This window comes from Ruegeria sp. R13_0 (assembly GCF_017743995.1).
GTDB lineage: Bacteria > Pseudomonadota > Alphaproteobacteria > Rhodobacterales > Rhodobacteraceae > Ruegeria.
The window spans coordinates 1-15,553 of record NZ_JAGHRB010000006.1; the positions used below are offsets into that span (position 1 = coordinate 1).

The window sequence follows — 15,553 nt, forward strand, 5'->3', positions numbered from 1 at the left end:
TACAGACATTCAATCCGTCGAAACGAACCAAACCGCCCACATATCTCTTCAGTTATCCATCAATGTCAAAGAACATAACACCCAGAGCCAAAAACCAGACCGTTGCGCCAATCCCTCAGCGCGCCCGGCTAATCACCTTCCCAAGATGCCCACCGCCTCTCCGATGCGTCCGACCGTCTCTCCAGTCCGTCTCACCGTCTCTCCAGTGCGTCTCCAGCGCCTCAGCAGCGCCGGTGAAGGGGTATTTACGGATTAGGTCTGGGACCTGCAACCCCCATTTTGCAAAAACTTCAAATTTCTCGGCGGAATCTTTCTAATCTTAATGAAAACAACAGGTTATCTTCAATCTACTGGCGGTTTTTCCGCCTATATCCGCGCGGGTGGCTGACAAAGAACAGCCAAGCGCCGGAATCGTACCCAAAGCTTGGTATGCGTTCAGGACACACTAACAAAAACGCCGCCCGAGTCTCCTCGGACGGCGCTTTTTCGTGAGTGGTGTAGGCCTTTACTTCAGATCAAAGCGATCCGCGTTCATCACCTTGTTCCAGGCTGAGACAAAGTCACAGACGAATTTGCCCTCGGCATCTGCCTGACCATAGACCTCGGCCAATGCCCGCAGTTGCGAGTTCGAACCGAAGACCAGATCGACACGGGTGCCCGTCCACTTGAACTCGCCGCTCGTACGGTCACGACCTTCATAGACGCCTTTGCCCGAGGGCTTCCATTCTGTGCTCATGTCCAGAATGTTGGTGAAGAAGTCGTTGCTCAGAACCCCGACGCGATCTGTGAACACACCGTGCTTGCTGTCACCGAAATTCGCGCCCAAGACGCGCAGACCGCCCACAAGGGCCGTCATCTCAGGGGCAGACAGTGTCAGCAGCTGCGCCCGGTCGACCAACAGCTCTTCGGGTGAGACGGTATAGTCGGCCTTCTGGTAGTTGCGGAACCCATCTGCGATTGGCTCCATCACGGCAAAGCTGTCCACATCGGTCTGCTCTTGCGACGCATCGGTCCGGCCCGGAGTGAACGGAACCTCAACATCCTGACCACCTGCTTTGGCCGCCTGTTCGATACCAACGGCACCGGCCAGAACGATCACATCGGCCAAGGACACTTTCTTGCCGCCCGATTGAGCGTCGTTAAACGCGGCCTGAACGCCTTCCAACGCGCTCAGTGCCTTGGACAGCTTCATAGGCTCGTTGACGTCCCAGTCTTTCTGCGGCGCAAGACGGATACGGGCACCATTGGCACCGCCACGCTTGTCCGACCCACGGTAAGTCGAAGCCGAGGCCCAAGCGGTTGAGACCAACTCGGACACAGACAGCCCAGTCGCAGCAATCTTGGCTTTCAGGTCGGCCACATCCGCGTCGTCGATCAGATCGTGATCCACTGCGGGCACGTTGTCCTGCCAGATCAGCTCCTCAGCGGGGGCTTCTTCACCGATATAGGCCGAACGCGGACCCATGTCGCGGTGAGTCAGCTTGAACCAGGCGCGTGCGAACGCATCGGCGAACTCTTCCGGGTTCTCGTGGAACCGTTTGGAGATCGGGCCATAGATCGGATCCATGCGCATCGCCATGTCGGCGGTGGTCATCATGGTTTTGACCTTTTTCGACGGATCATGCGCCTGCGGGGCCATGTCTTCTTCTTTGACATTCACAGGCTCCCAGATCCACGCGCCCGAGGGGCTTTTGGTCAGGTTCCAGTCATAGCCGAACAGCAGGTCGAAATAGCCATTGTCCCATTTGATCGGGTTCGCGGTCCACGCGCCCTCGATCCCCGAGGTGGTGGTGTCGTCACCTTTGCCCGAGCCAAACTTGTTGATCCAGCCAAAGCCCATCTCTTCAATCGGGGCGGCCTCGGGGTCCGGGCCAACCAGATCGGGATCACCCGCACCATGCGCCTTACCAAAGGTGTGGCCACCTGCGACCAGAGCGACGGTTTCCTCGTCATTCATCGCCATACGACCGAAGGTGTCGCGGATATCACGGCCCGAGGCCAGCGCGTCGGGCTGTCCGTCTGGACCTTCCGGGTTCACATAGATCAAACCCATCTGCACAGCGGCCAGTGGGTTTTCCAGATCACGCTCGCCCGAGTAACGGCTATGTGGGTTGTCCGTCGGGGCCAGCCATTCGGTTTCCGAACCCCAATAGATGTCTTCCTCTGGGGCCCAGATGTCTTCGCGACCACCGGCGAAACCGAAAGTCTCGCCGCCCATCGATTCAATGGCGCAGTTGCCCGCCAGAATGATCAGATCGGCCCAGGAAATCTGGTTGCCATATTTCTGCTTGATCGGCCACAGCAGACGACGCGCTTTGTCGAGGTTGCCGTTGTCCGGCCAGCTGTTCAGCGGCGCAAAACGCTGGTTCCCGGTCGAGGCCCCGCCACGGCCATCTGCCGTCCGGTACGTACCAGCACTGTGCCACGCCATCCGAATGAAGAAACCACCATAGTGACCGTAGTCCGCTGGCCACCAGTCCTGCGAATCTGTCATCAGCGCATAAAGGTCCTCTTTCAGCGCTTTGTAGTCGAGCTTCTTGAACTCTTCTGCATAGTCGAAATCTGCGCCCATCGGGTTCGATGCCGGTGCATGCTGGTGCAGGATCGAAAGCTTCAGCTGGTTGGGCCACCAGTCGCGGTTCGACCGCGTGCCAGCGCCATGCATCACAGGGCAACCGCCTGCTTTGGGGTTATCACTTCCGTCCATATCGATCTCCAATCCTGGCTCAGGTCTTGCGGCTCAGCGCGGTATTAACTGTAACGAACAAGATTACAGAAAGATGTAGCCCTGATGGATTTCAAGGGTCGCTCGCCGAAATTGGCGCAGCCCCCACTCATCAGGGCGACTCTGCGCCCTTGTGTCGAGGGAAATTTAGCAAACCAGAGACATAGAGATAAGTTTTGTTTTCTCATAATAACCATAATCAAAAACTATGATATTCGGTTCCTCCGACCCGTAACCTTGGGTCACAACGCCCTCAGGCAGATTGTCTTCTTCCCTGTTCGCTTTCAGTCTGGCCCGAACAAGCGACCCAAGACCCCGAGCAGGACATAAGGACAGCAGGATGGAGTTTGACTATGTGATCGTCGGCGGAGGCTCGGCCGGATCGGTTCTGGCCGGTCGCCTGAGCGAGGACCCGAACATCAGCGTCTGCTTGCTTGAAGCCGGAGGCCCCGGAAAACACATCGGCATCCGCATGCCTGCCGCCGTGGTGTCGGCCCTGCCCGGACGCCCAAAGATCAGCAATTGGGCGTTTGAGACGGTCCCGCAAAAGGGCTTGAACGGGCGGAAAGGATATCAGCCGCGCGGCAAAGCCTTGGGAGGCTCCAGCGCGATCAATGCCATGCTCTATATACGCGGACAGCGGCAGGACTATGACGGTTGGGCCGATCTGGGCTGCGCGGGTTGGGATTGGGACAGCGTTCTGCCTTACTTCAAACGCTCGGAAAACAACGAGCAGGGCGCAGATGATCTACATGGCGATAGCGGCCCCCTGCAGGTGTCGGATCAGAAAGAGCCGCGCCCGATCACCCACGCCTTCATTGATGCTGCCAGCCAAATGCAGCACCGCCGCGCCGAGGATTTCAACCGCGGCGATAACGAGGGCGTCGGCCTCTATCAGGTGACGCAATTCCACGACCCGACCCGAAACGGCGAGAGATGTTCAGCCGCAGCGGCCTATGTGCACCCGGTCATGGATCGTCCGAACCTGACCGTCATCACCCATGCCCATGCCAAAGAGTTGACCTTCGACGGCAAACGCGCGACTGGAGTGATCTACAAGAAGAGAGCAAGAGGCGCAGATATCTCGGTCACGGCCAGACGAGAGGTATTGATCTGTGCGGGCGCGCTTCAATCACCGCAAATTTTGCAGCTGTCCGGTATCGGCGACGGGGAGGAGTTACGCCAGCACGGAATCGCAGTCCGTCATGACCTGCCTGGCGTTGGCAAGAACCTGCAAGATCATCTGGATTTCATTCTGGCTTACAAAACCAGGGACACCGACAATTTCGGCATCGGCCTGACGGCAGGCATGCGCCTGATGGGGCACCTGTTGCGCTGGCGCAAAACCGGGTCGTCGATGGCCTCGACCCCCTTTGCCGAAGGGGCCGCGTTCCTGAAGACCTCTCCTGAACTGGATCGTCCCGACATTCAGCTCCATTTCGCCATTGCGCTGGTCGATGATCACGCCCGCAAGCTGCACTATGGTCATGGCTATAGTTGCCACATCTGCAAGCTACGGCCCGAAAGCCGGGGCACCGTTGGCCTGCGCATCGCCGATCCCTTCGCCGCGCCTGCCATTGACCCAAACTTTCTGTCGGATGACCGCGATCTGCAAACCATGATCAAAGGTGCGCGGATGATGCGCGATATCATGCAGGCCCCCGCCCTTGCCCCTTACCGTCATAAAGAGATGTTCGGGACCGAAACCGCTGAAACCGACGCGGATTGGGAACGCCATATCCGCGCCCGCGCCGATACGATTTATCACCCCGTCGGCACCTGCAAGATGGGGCTGGATGAGATGGCTGTGGTCGACCCAGAGCTAAAGGTTCACGGGATCGAAGGGTTGCGGGTCGTCGATGCCTCGGTCATGCCGACTCTGATCTCGGGCAACACCAATGCGCCCACGATCATGATCGCCGAGAAAGCGGCTGACATGATCAAGGCTGATCAGTGACCTTCATCAGGGCCTCAAGCCCGACGCGGTAATTGGGGTAGAGCAGTTTGACCCCAAGCTCATCCTTGATCCGGTTGTTTCGAACCCGCTTGTTCTCGCTGTAGAAGCTGCGCGCCATCGGCGTCATTTCGGCCTCTTCAAACGGCACGGCAGGCGGTAGGGGCAGCCCCTGAAGCTCGGCCGCGTAGCCGATCACATCCTGTGGCGGTACCGGCTCATCATCGCAGACGTTATATACAGCGCCGGGATTGGGGGCCGCCATCGAGGCTGCGAGAACCTGCGCGATATCCTCCACATGGATGCGCGAGAACACCTGCCCCGGTTTGATAATCCGCCGGGTCCCACCGCCCTTGAGCTTGGAGAACGGCCCGCGACCGGGGCCGTAGATGCCCGCCAGTCGGAAGATATGGATCGGCAGGTTGGGAATGGCCGACCATTGCTCCTCGGCCAGCAGACGCCAGCGCCCGCGTTTGGCTGTCGGCGCAGGTGGCGTGGTCTCATCGACCCAGTTGCCCTGATGATCGCCATAGATCGCCGTGGTCGACAGATATCCAACCCATTTGAACTGCTCCGCGCGCGCGGCGATCTCGGCGCCCAGCGCCGCTAGAACCGGATCGCCATCCTCCTTCGGTGCGGTCGAGATTAGCAGATGCGAGACGCCGTCCAGATCCGGTACGTCTCCGGGCCAGATCAACGGCACAGCGCCCGAAGCGCGAATGGCGTCAGTCCCCTCGGCATCCCGCGTGGTGCCGACAACGCGCCAGCCCTCGGGCGTCAGGCGGCGCGACAGGGCCTGGGCAGAGTATCCGTGGCCAAAGGAAAACAGTGTGTTCGTCATGCCCTCTAGATGATCCGAGCAGACCGGGGATGCAAGCACCACGTCGATACACTTGATTCGAATCTCGCGATGCGCCTTTCTTTTAGGCATGAGCGAGAAAACCCCAGACCTGCACGCAGCCTATGCGCTGACTTCGCCGGATGACAACAAGCGCCTCTATGCCGAATGGGCGGGCGATTATGATGACTGTTTCGCCGCGCGCGAGGATTATCAGCTGTATATCCACACTGCCCGCGCCTTTGTCCGATCCGGAGGGCAAGGCCCGGTGCTGGATGTCGGCGCGGGCACTGGCCTGTGTGGCGCGGTTTTGGCCGATCTGGGCGTAGGTCCGATCGATGCCACGGATATCAGCGCCGAAATGCTCGATCAGGCCATGCGCAAGGACACCTATCGCGACGCGATCGAGGCCGACCTGACCCAAGGTATCCCGGTTCCGCGCCACAGCTATTCGGGTATCGTATCCTCTGGCACCTTCACCCATGGCCATCTGGGCCCCGAGGTCCTGCCCGCCTTGCTGCGCGTCGCGCGTCCCGGTGCGCAATTTGCCGTTTCAATCAACGCCAAACACTATGAGAAACTGGGCTTTGCCGACGCCTTCAGGCAGCTTCAGCAGGGTCAGATCATCAACCTGTCCTTGCCCGAGGTCCGCATATACGGAGACCTCGCCGCCGGTCCGAACAAGGACGACACGGCCTATATCGGCTTGTTCGAGAGGACCTGATCAGGTCTTTGACCAAAAACGTTATGTGTACATCTGTTTCTTGAACGCCCGCGTGCGCGTCGTCGCCTCGGCCGAACCGTCGTGATAGGTGCCGAACCACTTGTCGAACGGGATTTCCGAGGTGCCATAGTTGCACTCAAAATAGCGATGATGCAGCTGGTGGAAGAAATCGCCAGCGCGGGCTGCATCCGTCTCTTTCGCCCGCAGCTTTTCGAAACCGGAATGGGACAGAACCGGGCTGATCTGCTGGAAATATGTATGGAACAGCAGGTGCAGCGGGTGCGATGGGATGATCAGGTGAATGAAATAGGTCGTGAAGTAGAGGATGTTCTCATACCAATGGTTTGAGATTCCCGACCAGGGCCCGATATTGACGTTGCGGTGGTGCACCGCGTGGACGTGTTTGTAGAGCTTCGGGTGATGCTCCAACCGGTGCACCCAATAGAAATGCAGGCCGGACCACATGGGGATCAGCAACATCCACAGGACAAACCAAACCGGCGCGCTGGACCATGTCACAGTCGGCACATAATCATTCGCCATCGCCCAAAAGATCACCCACTGATAAACGGTCGCAACTGTCATCGCGCTTCCCAAGGTCCACCAAATATTGTCGAGGACCTGATTGCGGAAGGTGAAGTTGCCGTTGTCCCGGGTCAGATCACGGCGATCGAACTTTTTGTACATGCCCTGCCCTTTGCGCATGTAAAGCCACCAATGCAAACCGCCCGCGACCAGAATCTGAGGCACCATATTCAGCAGCCAAATCCGGAACATCCACCCCGCCGAAAAGCTCTTCATTGCGTCCAATCCGGGGAAGAAGAGCACATAGGCGATCACGGCCAGTGTCATGCACAGGGTCAGCGAGGTGATCTGCAACCACGCCCCGCCATACCATTTTACAACCGCCGCCGGGCGGAGCGGCCAAGTGAATAGTGGGTTCAATCCCACCGGTCCTTCCGGGTGATAATTCCAACGGGCGGCTTCCGGGTCCTGAGCGGTGTCGGTCATAGCAGTCACTTCTGTCTGATTGGTCACGTTGCGTAGTCCGAGCCTTCGGCGTCGAGCAGAGCTTTGATCTCACGCAGATGCGCCTGGGCTTGATCGGGGTAGTCGTCCAGCTCTTGCGCGGTCTTCTCGGCGATCTCATCGGATAGGACGCGCAACGGTTGGCCCGTTTGCAGCGCACGTATGTAGGTTTCGGCGGCGCGCTCGAAATAATAGAGTCTATTAAAGGCATCTGCCGGGTCGCTGCCGATGATCAGAACTCCGTGGTTGCCCATGATCATGACCTTCTTTTTCGGGTCCGACAGCATTGAGGCGCAGCGTTCCCCCTCGCTCTCAAACGCCAGACCACCGAATTCCTCATCAATCACATAACGGTTGTAGAAAGTGGCGGTGTTCTGGTCGATGGGGGGCATGTTGCTGTCCGCCAGCGATGCCAGCACGGTGGCAAAGATCGAATGCACATGCATAACGCACCGTGCATGCGGGCAGTGGCGATGGATCGACCCGTGAAGCCCCCAAGCGGTCGGGTCCGGTGCGCCGGGTTGGCTCATGACATCCGGATCATTGGCATCCAACAGCAAAAGATCCGAGGCCCGGATTCGCCCGAAATACATCTGATTTGGGTTCATCAGGAACTGCGTGCCGTCCTCGTTCACCGCAAGGCTGAAGTGATTGGCAACGGCCTCGTGCAAGTTCAGACGCTCGGTCCAGCGGAACGTCGCGGCCATTTCCACGCGTTCAGACCAATGGTCGATATTGGGGCGAAGATTGGCGACACTCATCGGAACGCTCCTTTGGCCTTTGGGCAACGGATTTGAACAAAGCCTGCCTTGGGTCCCCGGATTTGACCAACGAAAAAAACGCATCTATCCCATTAGTAAAACTTATGGTGAGGTTATGAAGATGCAGAATTCGCTGCCTCCTCTGGGCTGGCTGCGCACATTCGAGGCCGCGGCACGCCATCTGTCTTTCACCGGCGCTGCCCGCGATCTGAACATGACGCAAAGCGCGGTAAGCCAGCAGATCAAGTCGCTCGAGGGCCATCTCGGCCAGCCCTTGTTCCTGCGACGCCCCAAGGCGCTGGAGCTGACCGAGGCCGGAATCACCTACCTGCCCGTCGTGCGAGAGGCATTTCGCACGCTGGTGCGTGGTACACAGGCCGTAACCGGCGCTCAGCAAAACGCGGTTCAGGTTCAGTGCAACATCACCTTTGCCGTAAACTGGCTGGCCCCGCGCCTGCCGGCCTTTCGGGCTGAGCATCCGGATGTGCAATTAAACATCTTCACAGAGCTCTGGGAGCCGCAGGAAATGGCCGAAGGCGCTGCGGTCGAGATTCGCTTTTCCCTCAGGCCCGCCGATACGGTCCGAACCGAGCTGCTGCGGCGTGAACACTACTATCCTGTCTGCGCGCCCGGTTTCAGTGTGGACTTGGAGACGTTGCAGGAAAAGCCTCTGTATGATTGTTCAAACCTACTTTCGAATTGGGCCAGTTGGGCGGATGATCAGGCTCTAATATGGGGAAAACCGAACATCACTTACGCCACGACCTATCTGGTTTGTTTGTCAGCGGCGATGGCTGGGGGCGGCTTGTGCCTCGCGCATGATACGATCGCAGACCGGTTAATCGAGCAGGGCTTGCTGGTGGCCCCTTTTGAGCATCGCGCAGAGATGCCCGAGGCGTATTACCTGTTGCTTTCCCCCCAGGCCGAGGAAACGCCTGGCGCGGTGGCCTTTGCCAATTGGATACGGCGCGAGATCGGGTGAGGGGACCTCTCCCGCCCATCGTCGCGGCCCCTTTTCGGGGCAGCTTCTCTGGTTGGGCCGGGCAGCGCTGGCGCGCTGCGGGCGGGATTTGTGATGATTTCATGATACCGGATTACCGGGGTTGCACCTGGCAACACATTCAGGAAAGTTGAGACATGGAATACTCACCCTTCCCAAGCTGGCCCGATGTCGCCCCCCGTTTAATCGCTGTTGCTGCTGGTCGCGAACCCGCGGATTTGGTGATCCGCGGTGGTATCTGGGTCAATGTTCACAGCCGAGAGCTGCTGCCCGATCACTCCGTCGCCATCGCTGAAGGGCGGATTGCCTTTGTCGGGCCTGATGCCAGCCACTGTATCGGTCCCGACACGCAGATCATTGACGCCAACGGGCGGTACATTCTGCCCGGCCTGTGCGACGCGCATATGCACATCGAATCGGGGATGCTGACACCGGCTGAATTCGCGCGGGCCGTGATCCCGCATGGCACGACCTCGATGTTCACCGACCCACACGAGATCGCAAATGTGCTGGGCCTAGACGGCGTGCGCATGATGCATGACGAGGCGATGATGCAGCCGGTGAATATCTTCACTCAGATGCCCTCCTGCGCGCCATCGGCCCCAGGATTGGAGACCACCGGCTATGAAATCTCGCCCGAGGATGTGGCACAGGCGATGAGCTGGCCGGGTATCATCGGGCTGGGTGAGATGATGAATTTCCCCGGTGTGATCAACGGCGATCCTAAGATGCTGGCCGAGATTGCAGCCACTCAACGGGCCGGGAAAACGGTCGGCGGACACTATGCTTCGCCTGATTTAGGGTCTGATTTTTCCGCTTATGTTGCTGGCGGCCCGGCGGATGATCACGAAGGCACCTGTGAGGCTGACGCCATCGCGCGGGTCCGGCAGGGGATGCGGTCGATGATGCGGCTGGGGTCTGCGTGGTACGATGTGGAGACCCAGATCACGGCTGTCACTGAGAAAGGTCTGGACCCACGTAACTTCATTCTGTGTACCGACGATTGCCACTCGGGCACCTTGGTCAATGAGGGCCATATGAACCGGGTAGTGCGCCATGCCATCGCCTGTGGGTGCGAACCTCTGGTCGCTTTGCAGATGGCCACGATCAACACCGCCACGCATTTCGGGCTGGAGCGCGAAATCGGCTCGGTCACGCCCGGGCGGCGCGCGGACATCATCCTCAGCTCGGATTTGACTGATTTGCCGATTGAGACGGTCATTGCGCGTGGGCAGGTGGTCGCTGAGAACGGAGCCATCACCGTCGAATGCCCGCATCTGAACTGGCCGGACAACGCACGCAATACGGTGCATCTAGGGCATGAGCTGACGGAAGGCGACTTTGAAATCCAGGCCCCCGCAGGCGCGAACCGGGTTCAGGCCAATGTCATCGGTGTTGTCGAAAACCAGGCCCCGACCAAGGCGCTCAAGGCCGAATTGCCCATCATCGGCGGTCTGGTCGAGGGGGAGGGCGAGGTCTGCCAGATCGCGCTGGTGGAACGCCATCGCGCCACCGGAGGGGTCACGAACGCGTTCGTCTCGGGCTTTGGCTATCAGAGCAACATGGCGATGGCCTCGACCGTGGCCCATGACAGCCACCACATGATCGTCGTCGGCACCGACCGCAAACAGATGGCGCTGGCCGCCAACCGTCTGGCCGAGGTCGGCGGTGGTATCACCCTGTTCCGGGACGGCCAGGAACTGGCGCTGGTGGAACTGCCCATTGCCGGGCTGATGTCCGACAGCCCTGCCGCCGAGGTCGCGGCAAAAGCCGAAAAGATGGTCGAGGCTATGGAGGCCTGCGGCTGTCAACTGAACAACGCTTATATGCAACACTCTCTGCTGGCCCTCGTCGTGATCCCCGAATTGCGGATCTCGGACCTTGGGTTGGTGGATGTCCGTACGTTTGAAAAGATAGAACTTCTGGAACCCCTGGCATGACAATAATAAAAACACCTGACACACCTGCTGCGGAAGACTTCTCCGACCCCGAGGCAGCCGTCGCGCGGCTTGAACTTCTCTACAATCAGGCCACCGATTTCCTGTGCGAGGGCTTTTCGACGGCCATGCAGGAGGGGGCACCTTCGGCTCGTATCAGAGCCTATTACCCGGAAATTCGTATCAAGACCTCAAGCTACGCGCAGGTCGATAGCCGCCTGAGTTTCGGGCATGTCTCGGAACCTGGCATCCATGCAACCACCGTGACGCGGCCTGACCTGTTCCGCGCGTACCTGACGCAGCAGATCGCGTTGCTGATCAAGAACCACGACCAGCCGGTGACCATCGGTGCCTCCGATACGCCGATTCCGGTTCATTTTGCAGTCGCCAACAACCCGGATCTAGTGGTGCCGCATCAAGGTGCTGCGGGTTTCACACTGCGCGATGTGTTCGACGTACCCGATCTGACAACAACCAATGACGACATCGTCAATGGCGTGCATGATCATACCGAGGTCGGGCCGCTTGCTTTGTTCACTGCCCAGCGCGTCGATTACTCTCTGGCGCGGCTGGCGCACTATACCGCGACGGATGCGGGGCATTTCCAGAACCACGTTCTGTTCACAAACTACCAGTTCTACGTGTCCGAATTCGAAAACTACGCGCGTGAACAACTCGCCGATCCGCATAGCGGCTACACCAGCTTTGTCTCGACCGGGAATGTCGAGATCACTGATGCAGATGCGCCACTGGAACAGCCGATGAAGCTGCCTCAGATGCCGACCTATCACCTGAAACGGGCGGATGGATCCGGCATCACTCTGGTCAATATCGGCGTCGGACCGTCGAACGCCAAAACCGCCACCGACCACATCGCGGTACTACGTCCGCATGCCTGGCTGATGGTCGGACACTGCGCCGGTCTGCGCAATACGCAAGCCTTGGGCGACTTTGTACTGGCCCATGCCTATCTGCGCGAAGATAAGGTTCTGGACGATGACCTGCCGGTCTGGGTCCCGATCCCACCGCTGGCCGAGATTCAGGTGGCGCTGGAACGCGCCGTGGCCGAGGTCACCGAACTTGAAGGGTATGAGCTGAAGCGGATCATGCGGACGGGCACTGTGGCATCGGTCGACAACCGCAATTGGGAGCTGCGCGATCAATCCGGCCCGGTGCAGCGGCTCAGCCAATCCCGTGCGATTGCGCTGGATATGGAAAGCGCAACGATCGCTGCAAATGGCTACAGATTCAGGGTCCCTTACGGGACTTTGCTGTGCGTCTCCGACAAACCTTTGCATGGTGAATTGAAGCTTCCCGGCATGGCGTCGTCCTTCTATACCACTCAGGTCAGCCGCCATCTGGCGATCGGAATAAAGGCGATGGAGCATCTGCGCGGCATGCCGTTGGAACGCTTGCACAGCCGGAAATTGCGTTCATTTGACGAAACGGCCTTCCTCTGACGTAAAAAAGCAACGTTTTCCCCATATTTTTAGGGTTTTCCGCGCTACTATTCGTTGTGTTCGTCCACAATATCCCGTTACAGTTACGCGGTGAGGCCCTATAGATCGGGCACGTTAAGGAGACCAAGAAATGGCAAAGCCTATGACAAAGACTCAGCTGGTGGCTGCTCTCGCTGAGGAAATGGGAACCGACAAGAAATCCGCGAACGCGGCGCTGGAGGCTGTGACCGGCCTGATCACCCGCGAAGTTTCGGCCGGTGGCGCAGTAACCCTTCCCGGTGTCGGCAAAATCTACTGCCGCGAACGCCCCGAGCGTCAGGTTCGCAACCCGGCCACTGGTGAGACTTTCACCAAAGAAGCCGACAAGGTTGTGAAGATGACCATCGCAAAAGCTCTGAAAGACAGCGTGAACGGCTAAGCCGCGACGTCATGTTGACAGAATGCGGGGCTGCCGGAAGGTGGCCCCTTTTTCTTGCTAGGCGACCCGTTCAAAGCGTTTTGCGTTTTATCTGAAACAAAGCTATCGAAATGCGCGTTCGACCGCAGGGAGAGGCAGCGTATTTCGATTCAAATCAAACGCAAAGCGATCTAAGAAAAGCACACCGCCCACCCAAGGAGATGGAAATGGATCTGCGCGCCATCGCAATGGGGCTCACCTTTGCCCTGATCTGGTCGTCGGCTTTTACGTCGGCGCGGATCATCGTTGCGGATGCATCGCCTCTGTTTTCTCTGGCGTTGCGCTTTTTGATTTCCGGCATCATCGGCGTTGCGATCGCGCGGGCCATGGGCCAATCCTGGCACCTCACACGTGAGCAATGGCGCGCGACCATATTGTTCGGAGTGTGCCAAAATGCCCTTTATTTGGGTCTGAATTTCTATGCGATGCAAACGGTCGAGGCCTCGATCGCGGCGATCATCGCCTCCACCATGCCGCTGCTTGTCGCACTGGCGGGCTGGGCCTTTCTGGGTGAGCGTTTGCGCCCCTTGGGGATTGCCGGGCTACTGGCTGGATTTGTTGGTGTTGCCCTCATCATGGGCAATCGCATCGGCGCAGGTGTCGATCTGTTCGGAGTGGCCCTTTGTGGAATCGCAGCCCTCGCCCTGACCTTTGCGACTCTGTCCGTGCGTGGGGCCACGTCGGGCGGCAATTTCATGATGGTAGTTGGTTTACAGATGTTCGTGGGTGCCGCGATTCTGTTTGTCGCGGCTCCGATTTTTGAAACGATCCGCATACATCTGACCCTGCCGCTGGTTCTGGCGTTCAGCTACACAACGCTGTTCCCCGGCCTTCTGGCGACGTTGATCTGGTTCATGCTACTCAACCGGATCGGGGCGACTCGAGCGGCCACGTTCCACTTCCTCAACCCCGTGTTCGGCGTCGCCATTGCCGCGGTTCTGCTGGGTGAGAAGCTGGGGCCGCTGGATGCGCTGGGTGTTGTGATCACGACGCTGGGCATTCTGGCGGTGCAACTGTCGCGTCAGCCTGGTCAGGGTAGCAGTGCATCGACCTGACGGGTTAGTTTCGGCGATGACGGCTTAACACCTGAACCAAAAGTAGCCACGATCTCACCTTCCGAATCCAGCAGAATTTTGTTGAAGTTCCACTGCGGCACAAAACCGGTTTGGTCCGCAACGGCCTTGTAGAACGCATGCGCCTTTGGCCCCTTGACCGGAGTGATATCGGCCATCGGCAGTGTCAGGCCGTAGTTCATCTCGCAGAAGGCTTTTACTTCGCTTGCTGTTTCCAATTCCTGATTGAAGGAATCCGACGGGACCGCAAGCACCACCAAACCGCGTTCACCGTAGGTGTCATGCATCTTCTGCAAATCCGCGTATTGACCAGTGAAGCCGCATTGCGATGCAGTATTGACCACCAGAACCGGCTGACCGCGCCATTCCTCAAGGGACAAAACACCCCCGTCGATCGACGCAAACTCGGCTGCCAAAGGCGCCGCTTGCACAGCACGGCCGATCAACAAAAGAACGCTCAGCAGCAACACACGAAACATCGCAAAACCTCCTTGGTAAATCGGATACGGTCAAAACCGCCTTCCGGATCAACCGCACATGCGCGCGAGGGGTTTGAAATATGATTTTGATTTCCAGAAAATTATGCCCAAATACTACTCAACCATTCCAATTGATCGGAGGAGCCATGTCCCGCTACACCAAGGACCCCGCGGTCGTTGCCGCTCTGTCCCCCGAGGCGTTTCACGTCACCCAGCGCAGCGGCACCGAACGGCCCGGAACCGGCGCATATCTGGGCAATAAAGAGCCCGGCATCTACGTGGATATCGTATCGGGCGAGCCTCTATTCGCCTCGACGCACAAATACGAATCCGGCTGCGGCTGGCCCAGTTTCACAAAGCCAATCATCCATGAACATGTGGAAGAGTTTCGCGACACCACCCATGGTATGATCCGCACCGAGGTCCGCTCAAAACACGGCGACAGCCATCTGGGTCACGTCTTCCCGGACGGCCCGCGCGAACATGGTGGGCTGCGCTATTGCATTAACTCTGCCGCCCTGCGGTTCATCCATCGCGACGAGATGGAGGACGAAGGTTACGGCGAATACCTGATTCATGTGGAGGACATCCAATGAGTATCGAACGCGCTGTTCTGGCCGGTGGCTGCTTTTGGGGCATGCAGGATTTGATCCGCAAACTGCCCGGCGTGTCCCGCACGCGTGTCGGGTATACCGGCGGCGACGTGCCGAACGCCACCTATCGCAACCACGGCACCCATGCCGAAGGGATCGAGATTTTCTTTGACCCCTCTCAGATCACATACCGCGATCTGCTGGAGTTCTTCTTTCAGATCCACGACCCGACGACACCGAATCGTCAGGGCAATGATCTTGGCATGAGCTACCGTTCAGCGATCTACTATGTAGATGACGCGCAAAAACAGGTGGCTCTGGACACAATCGCAGATGTGAACGCCAGTGGATTGTGGCCCGGCAAGGTCGTCACCGAACTGGAACCCGTGGGTGATTTCTGGGACGCCGAACCCGAGCATCAGGATTATCTGGAACGCATTCCAAACGGCTACACCTGCCACTTCCCGCGCCCCGATTGGGTCCTGCCCAAACGCGACGCGGCTGAGTAACGCTTGGCCCCCTT

15 protein-coding genes are annotated in these 15,553 nt (G+C 58.6%); 10 read left to right on the plus strand and 5 right to left on the minus strand.

The genetic code is table 11. The features are described from left to right. Positions 1–256 (plus strand): hypothetical protein (locus J7394_RS09060; RefSeq protein WP_209252493.1); only part of this gene is annotated, 256 nt, incomplete at its 5' end. A 249-nt stretch (positions 257–505) separates the two neighbouring features. Here J7394_RS09060 and katG read toward each other — a convergent pair. Next, positions 506–2,707, minus strand: coding sequence for a catalase/peroxidase HPI (gene katG, locus J7394_RS09065; protein WP_209252495.1), 2,202 nt, complete (start codon positions 2,705–2,707; stop codon positions 506–508). A gap of 358 nt (positions 2,708–3,065) precedes the next feature. On the opposite strand from katG, the gene J7394_RS09070 reads away from it, so the two are divergent. Then, entirely contained in the window at positions 3,066–4,682 is a 1,617-nt protein-coding gene (locus tag J7394_RS09070; protein ID WP_209252496.1) for a GMC family oxidoreductase, read from the plus strand. On the opposite strand, the gene J7394_RS09075 is transcribed toward J7394_RS09070, so the two are convergent. Next, positions 4,666–5,520: an SDR family oxidoreductase gene (locus tag J7394_RS09075; protein ID WP_209252497.1), complete on the minus strand. Its 855-nt coding sequence runs from the start codon at positions 5,518–5,520 to the stop codon at positions 4,666–4,668. The genes J7394_RS09070 and J7394_RS09075 overlap by 17 nt on opposite strands. Positions 5,521–5,608: 88 nt before the next feature. Between J7394_RS09075 and J7394_RS09080 the strand changes: the two genes are divergently transcribed. Continuing rightward, positions 5,609–6,241: a class I SAM-dependent methyltransferase gene (locus J7394_RS09080; RefSeq protein WP_209252498.1), complete on the plus strand. Its 633-nt coding sequence runs from the start codon at positions 5,609–5,611 to the stop codon at positions 6,239–6,241. Between the two features lie 21 nt (positions 6,242–6,262). Here the strand turns inward: J7394_RS09080 and J7394_RS09085 are convergent, their stop codons facing one another. Beyond that, complete coding sequence (locus J7394_RS09085) at positions 6,263–7,252, minus strand: sterol desaturase family protein (protein ID WP_209252845.1); 990 nt, start codon at positions 7,250–7,252, stop codon at positions 6,263–6,265. A 23-nt stretch (positions 7,253–7,275) separates the two neighbouring features. Continuing rightward, a complete protein-coding gene (locus J7394_RS09090) occupies positions 7,276–8,031 on the minus strand; it encodes a class II aldolase and adducin N-terminal domain-containing protein (RefSeq protein ID WP_209252499.1) in 756 nt (251 codons plus the stop codon). 121 nt (positions 8,032–8,152) lie between these two features. Here J7394_RS09090 and J7394_RS09095 point away from each other — a divergent pair, with 121 nt between their 5' ends. The 5 genes from J7394_RS09095 (at position 8,153) to J7394_RS09115 (ending at position 13,940) form a co-directional block, all read left to right on the plus strand. After that, positions 8,153–9,013, plus strand: coding sequence for a LysR family transcriptional regulator (locus tag J7394_RS09095; protein WP_209252500.1), 861 nt, complete (start codon positions 8,153–8,155; stop codon positions 9,011–9,013). Positions 9,014–9,168: 155 nt separating this feature from the next. Then, a complete protein-coding gene (gene ade, locus J7394_RS09100; RefSeq protein ID WP_209252501.1) occupies positions 9,169–10,971 on the plus strand; it encodes an adenine deaminase in 1,803 nt (600 codons plus the stop codon). Next, entirely contained in the window at positions 10,968–12,428 is a 1,461-nt protein-coding gene (locus tag J7394_RS09105) for an AMP nucleosidase (RefSeq protein ID WP_209252503.1), read from the plus strand. The genes ade and J7394_RS09105 overlap by 4 nt, the downstream gene beginning before the upstream one ends. 130 nt (positions 12,429–12,558) lie before the next feature. Continuing rightward, positions 12,559–12,846 carry an HU family DNA-binding protein gene (locus J7394_RS09110; protein ID WP_050605937.1) on the plus strand — a complete coding sequence of 96 codons (288 nt, stop codon included), beginning with the start codon at positions 12,559–12,561 and terminating at the stop codon, positions 12,844–12,846. Positions 12,847–13,052: 206 nt separating this feature from the next. Then, a complete protein-coding gene (locus J7394_RS09115) occupies positions 13,053–13,940 on the plus strand; it encodes a DMT family transporter (protein WP_209252505.1) in 888 nt (295 codons plus the stop codon). On the opposite strand, the gene J7394_RS09120 is transcribed toward J7394_RS09115, so the two are convergent. Next, on the minus strand, positions 13,916–14,437 hold the full coding sequence (locus tag J7394_RS09120; protein ID WP_209252507.1) for a glutathione peroxidase: 522 nt from the start codon (positions 14,435–14,437) through the stop codon (positions 13,916–13,918). The genes J7394_RS09115 and J7394_RS09120 overlap by 25 nt on opposite strands. A 146-nt stretch (positions 14,438–14,583) precedes the next feature. On the opposite strand from J7394_RS09120, the gene msrB reads away from it, so the two are divergent. Then, the gene (gene msrB / locus J7394_RS09125; RefSeq protein ID WP_170380153.1) at positions 14,584–15,033 is read left to right on the plus strand and encodes a peptide-methionine (R)-S-oxide reductase MsrB; all 450 of its coding nucleotides are present in this window, start codon (positions 14,584–14,586) and stop codon (positions 15,031–15,033) included. After that, positions 15,030–15,539 (plus strand): peptide-methionine (S)-S-oxide reductase MsrA, encoded by a 510-nt coding sequence (gene msrA / locus J7394_RS09130; RefSeq protein ID WP_170480172.1) that lies wholly within the window; start codon positions 15,030–15,032, stop codon positions 15,537–15,539. The genes msrB and msrA overlap by 4 nt, the downstream gene beginning before the upstream one ends. The last annotated feature ends 14 nt before the right edge of the window (positions 15,540–15,553 follow it).

Bases quoted from the DNA above. Each gene is read 5' to 3' on its own strand.
- J7394_RS09080 (WP_209252498.1), top strand. From the start codon at position 5,609: ATGAGCGAGAAAACCCCAGACCTGCACGCAGCCTATGCGCTGACTTCG.
- J7394_RS09085 (WP_209252845.1), bottom strand. From the start codon at position 7,252: ATGACCGACACCGCTCAGGACCCGGAAGCCGCCCGTTGGAATTATCAC.
- J7394_RS09095 (WP_209252500.1), top strand. From the start codon at position 8,153: ATGCAGAATTCGCTGCCTCCTCTGGGCTGGCTGCGCACATTCGAGGCC.
- J7394_RS09075 (WP_209252497.1), bottom strand. From the start codon at position 5,520: ATGACGAACACACTGTTTTCCTTTGGCCACGGATACTCTGCCCAGGCC.
- J7394_RS09115 (WP_209252505.1), top strand. From the start codon at position 13,053: ATGGATCTGCGCGCCATCGCAATGGGGCTCACCTTTGCCCTGATCTGG.
- J7394_RS09090 (WP_209252499.1), bottom strand. From the start codon at position 8,031: ATGAGTGTCGCCAATCTTCGCCCCAATATCGACCATTGGTCTGAACGC.
- katG (WP_209252495.1), bottom strand. From the start codon at position 2,707: ATGGACGGAAGTGATAACCCCAAAGCAGGCGGTTGCCCTGTGATGCAT.
- ade (WP_209252501.1), top strand. From the start codon at position 9,169: ATGGAATACTCACCCTTCCCAAGCTGGCCCGATGTCGCCCCCCGTTTA.
- J7394_RS09120 (WP_209252507.1), bottom strand. From the start codon at position 14,437: ATGTTTCGTGTGTTGCTGCTGAGCGTTCTTTTGTTGATCGGCCGTGCT.
- msrA (WP_170480172.1), top strand. From the start codon at position 15,030: ATGAGTATCGAACGCGCTGTTCTGGCCGGTGGCTGCTTTTGGGGCATG.
- J7394_RS09105 (WP_209252503.1), top strand. From the start codon at position 10,968: ATGACAATAATAAAAACACCTGACACACCTGCTGCGGAAGACTTCTCC.
- msrB (WP_170380153.1), top strand. From the start codon at position 14,584: ATGTCCCGCTACACCAAGGACCCCGCGGTCGTTGCCGCTCTGTCCCCC.
- J7394_RS09070 (WP_209252496.1), top strand. From the start codon at position 3,066: ATGGAGTTTGACTATGTGATCGTCGGCGGAGGCTCGGCCGGATCGGTT.
- J7394_RS09110 (WP_050605937.1), top strand. From the start codon at position 12,559: ATGGCAAAGCCTATGACAAAGACTCAGCTGGTGGCTGCTCTCGCTGAG.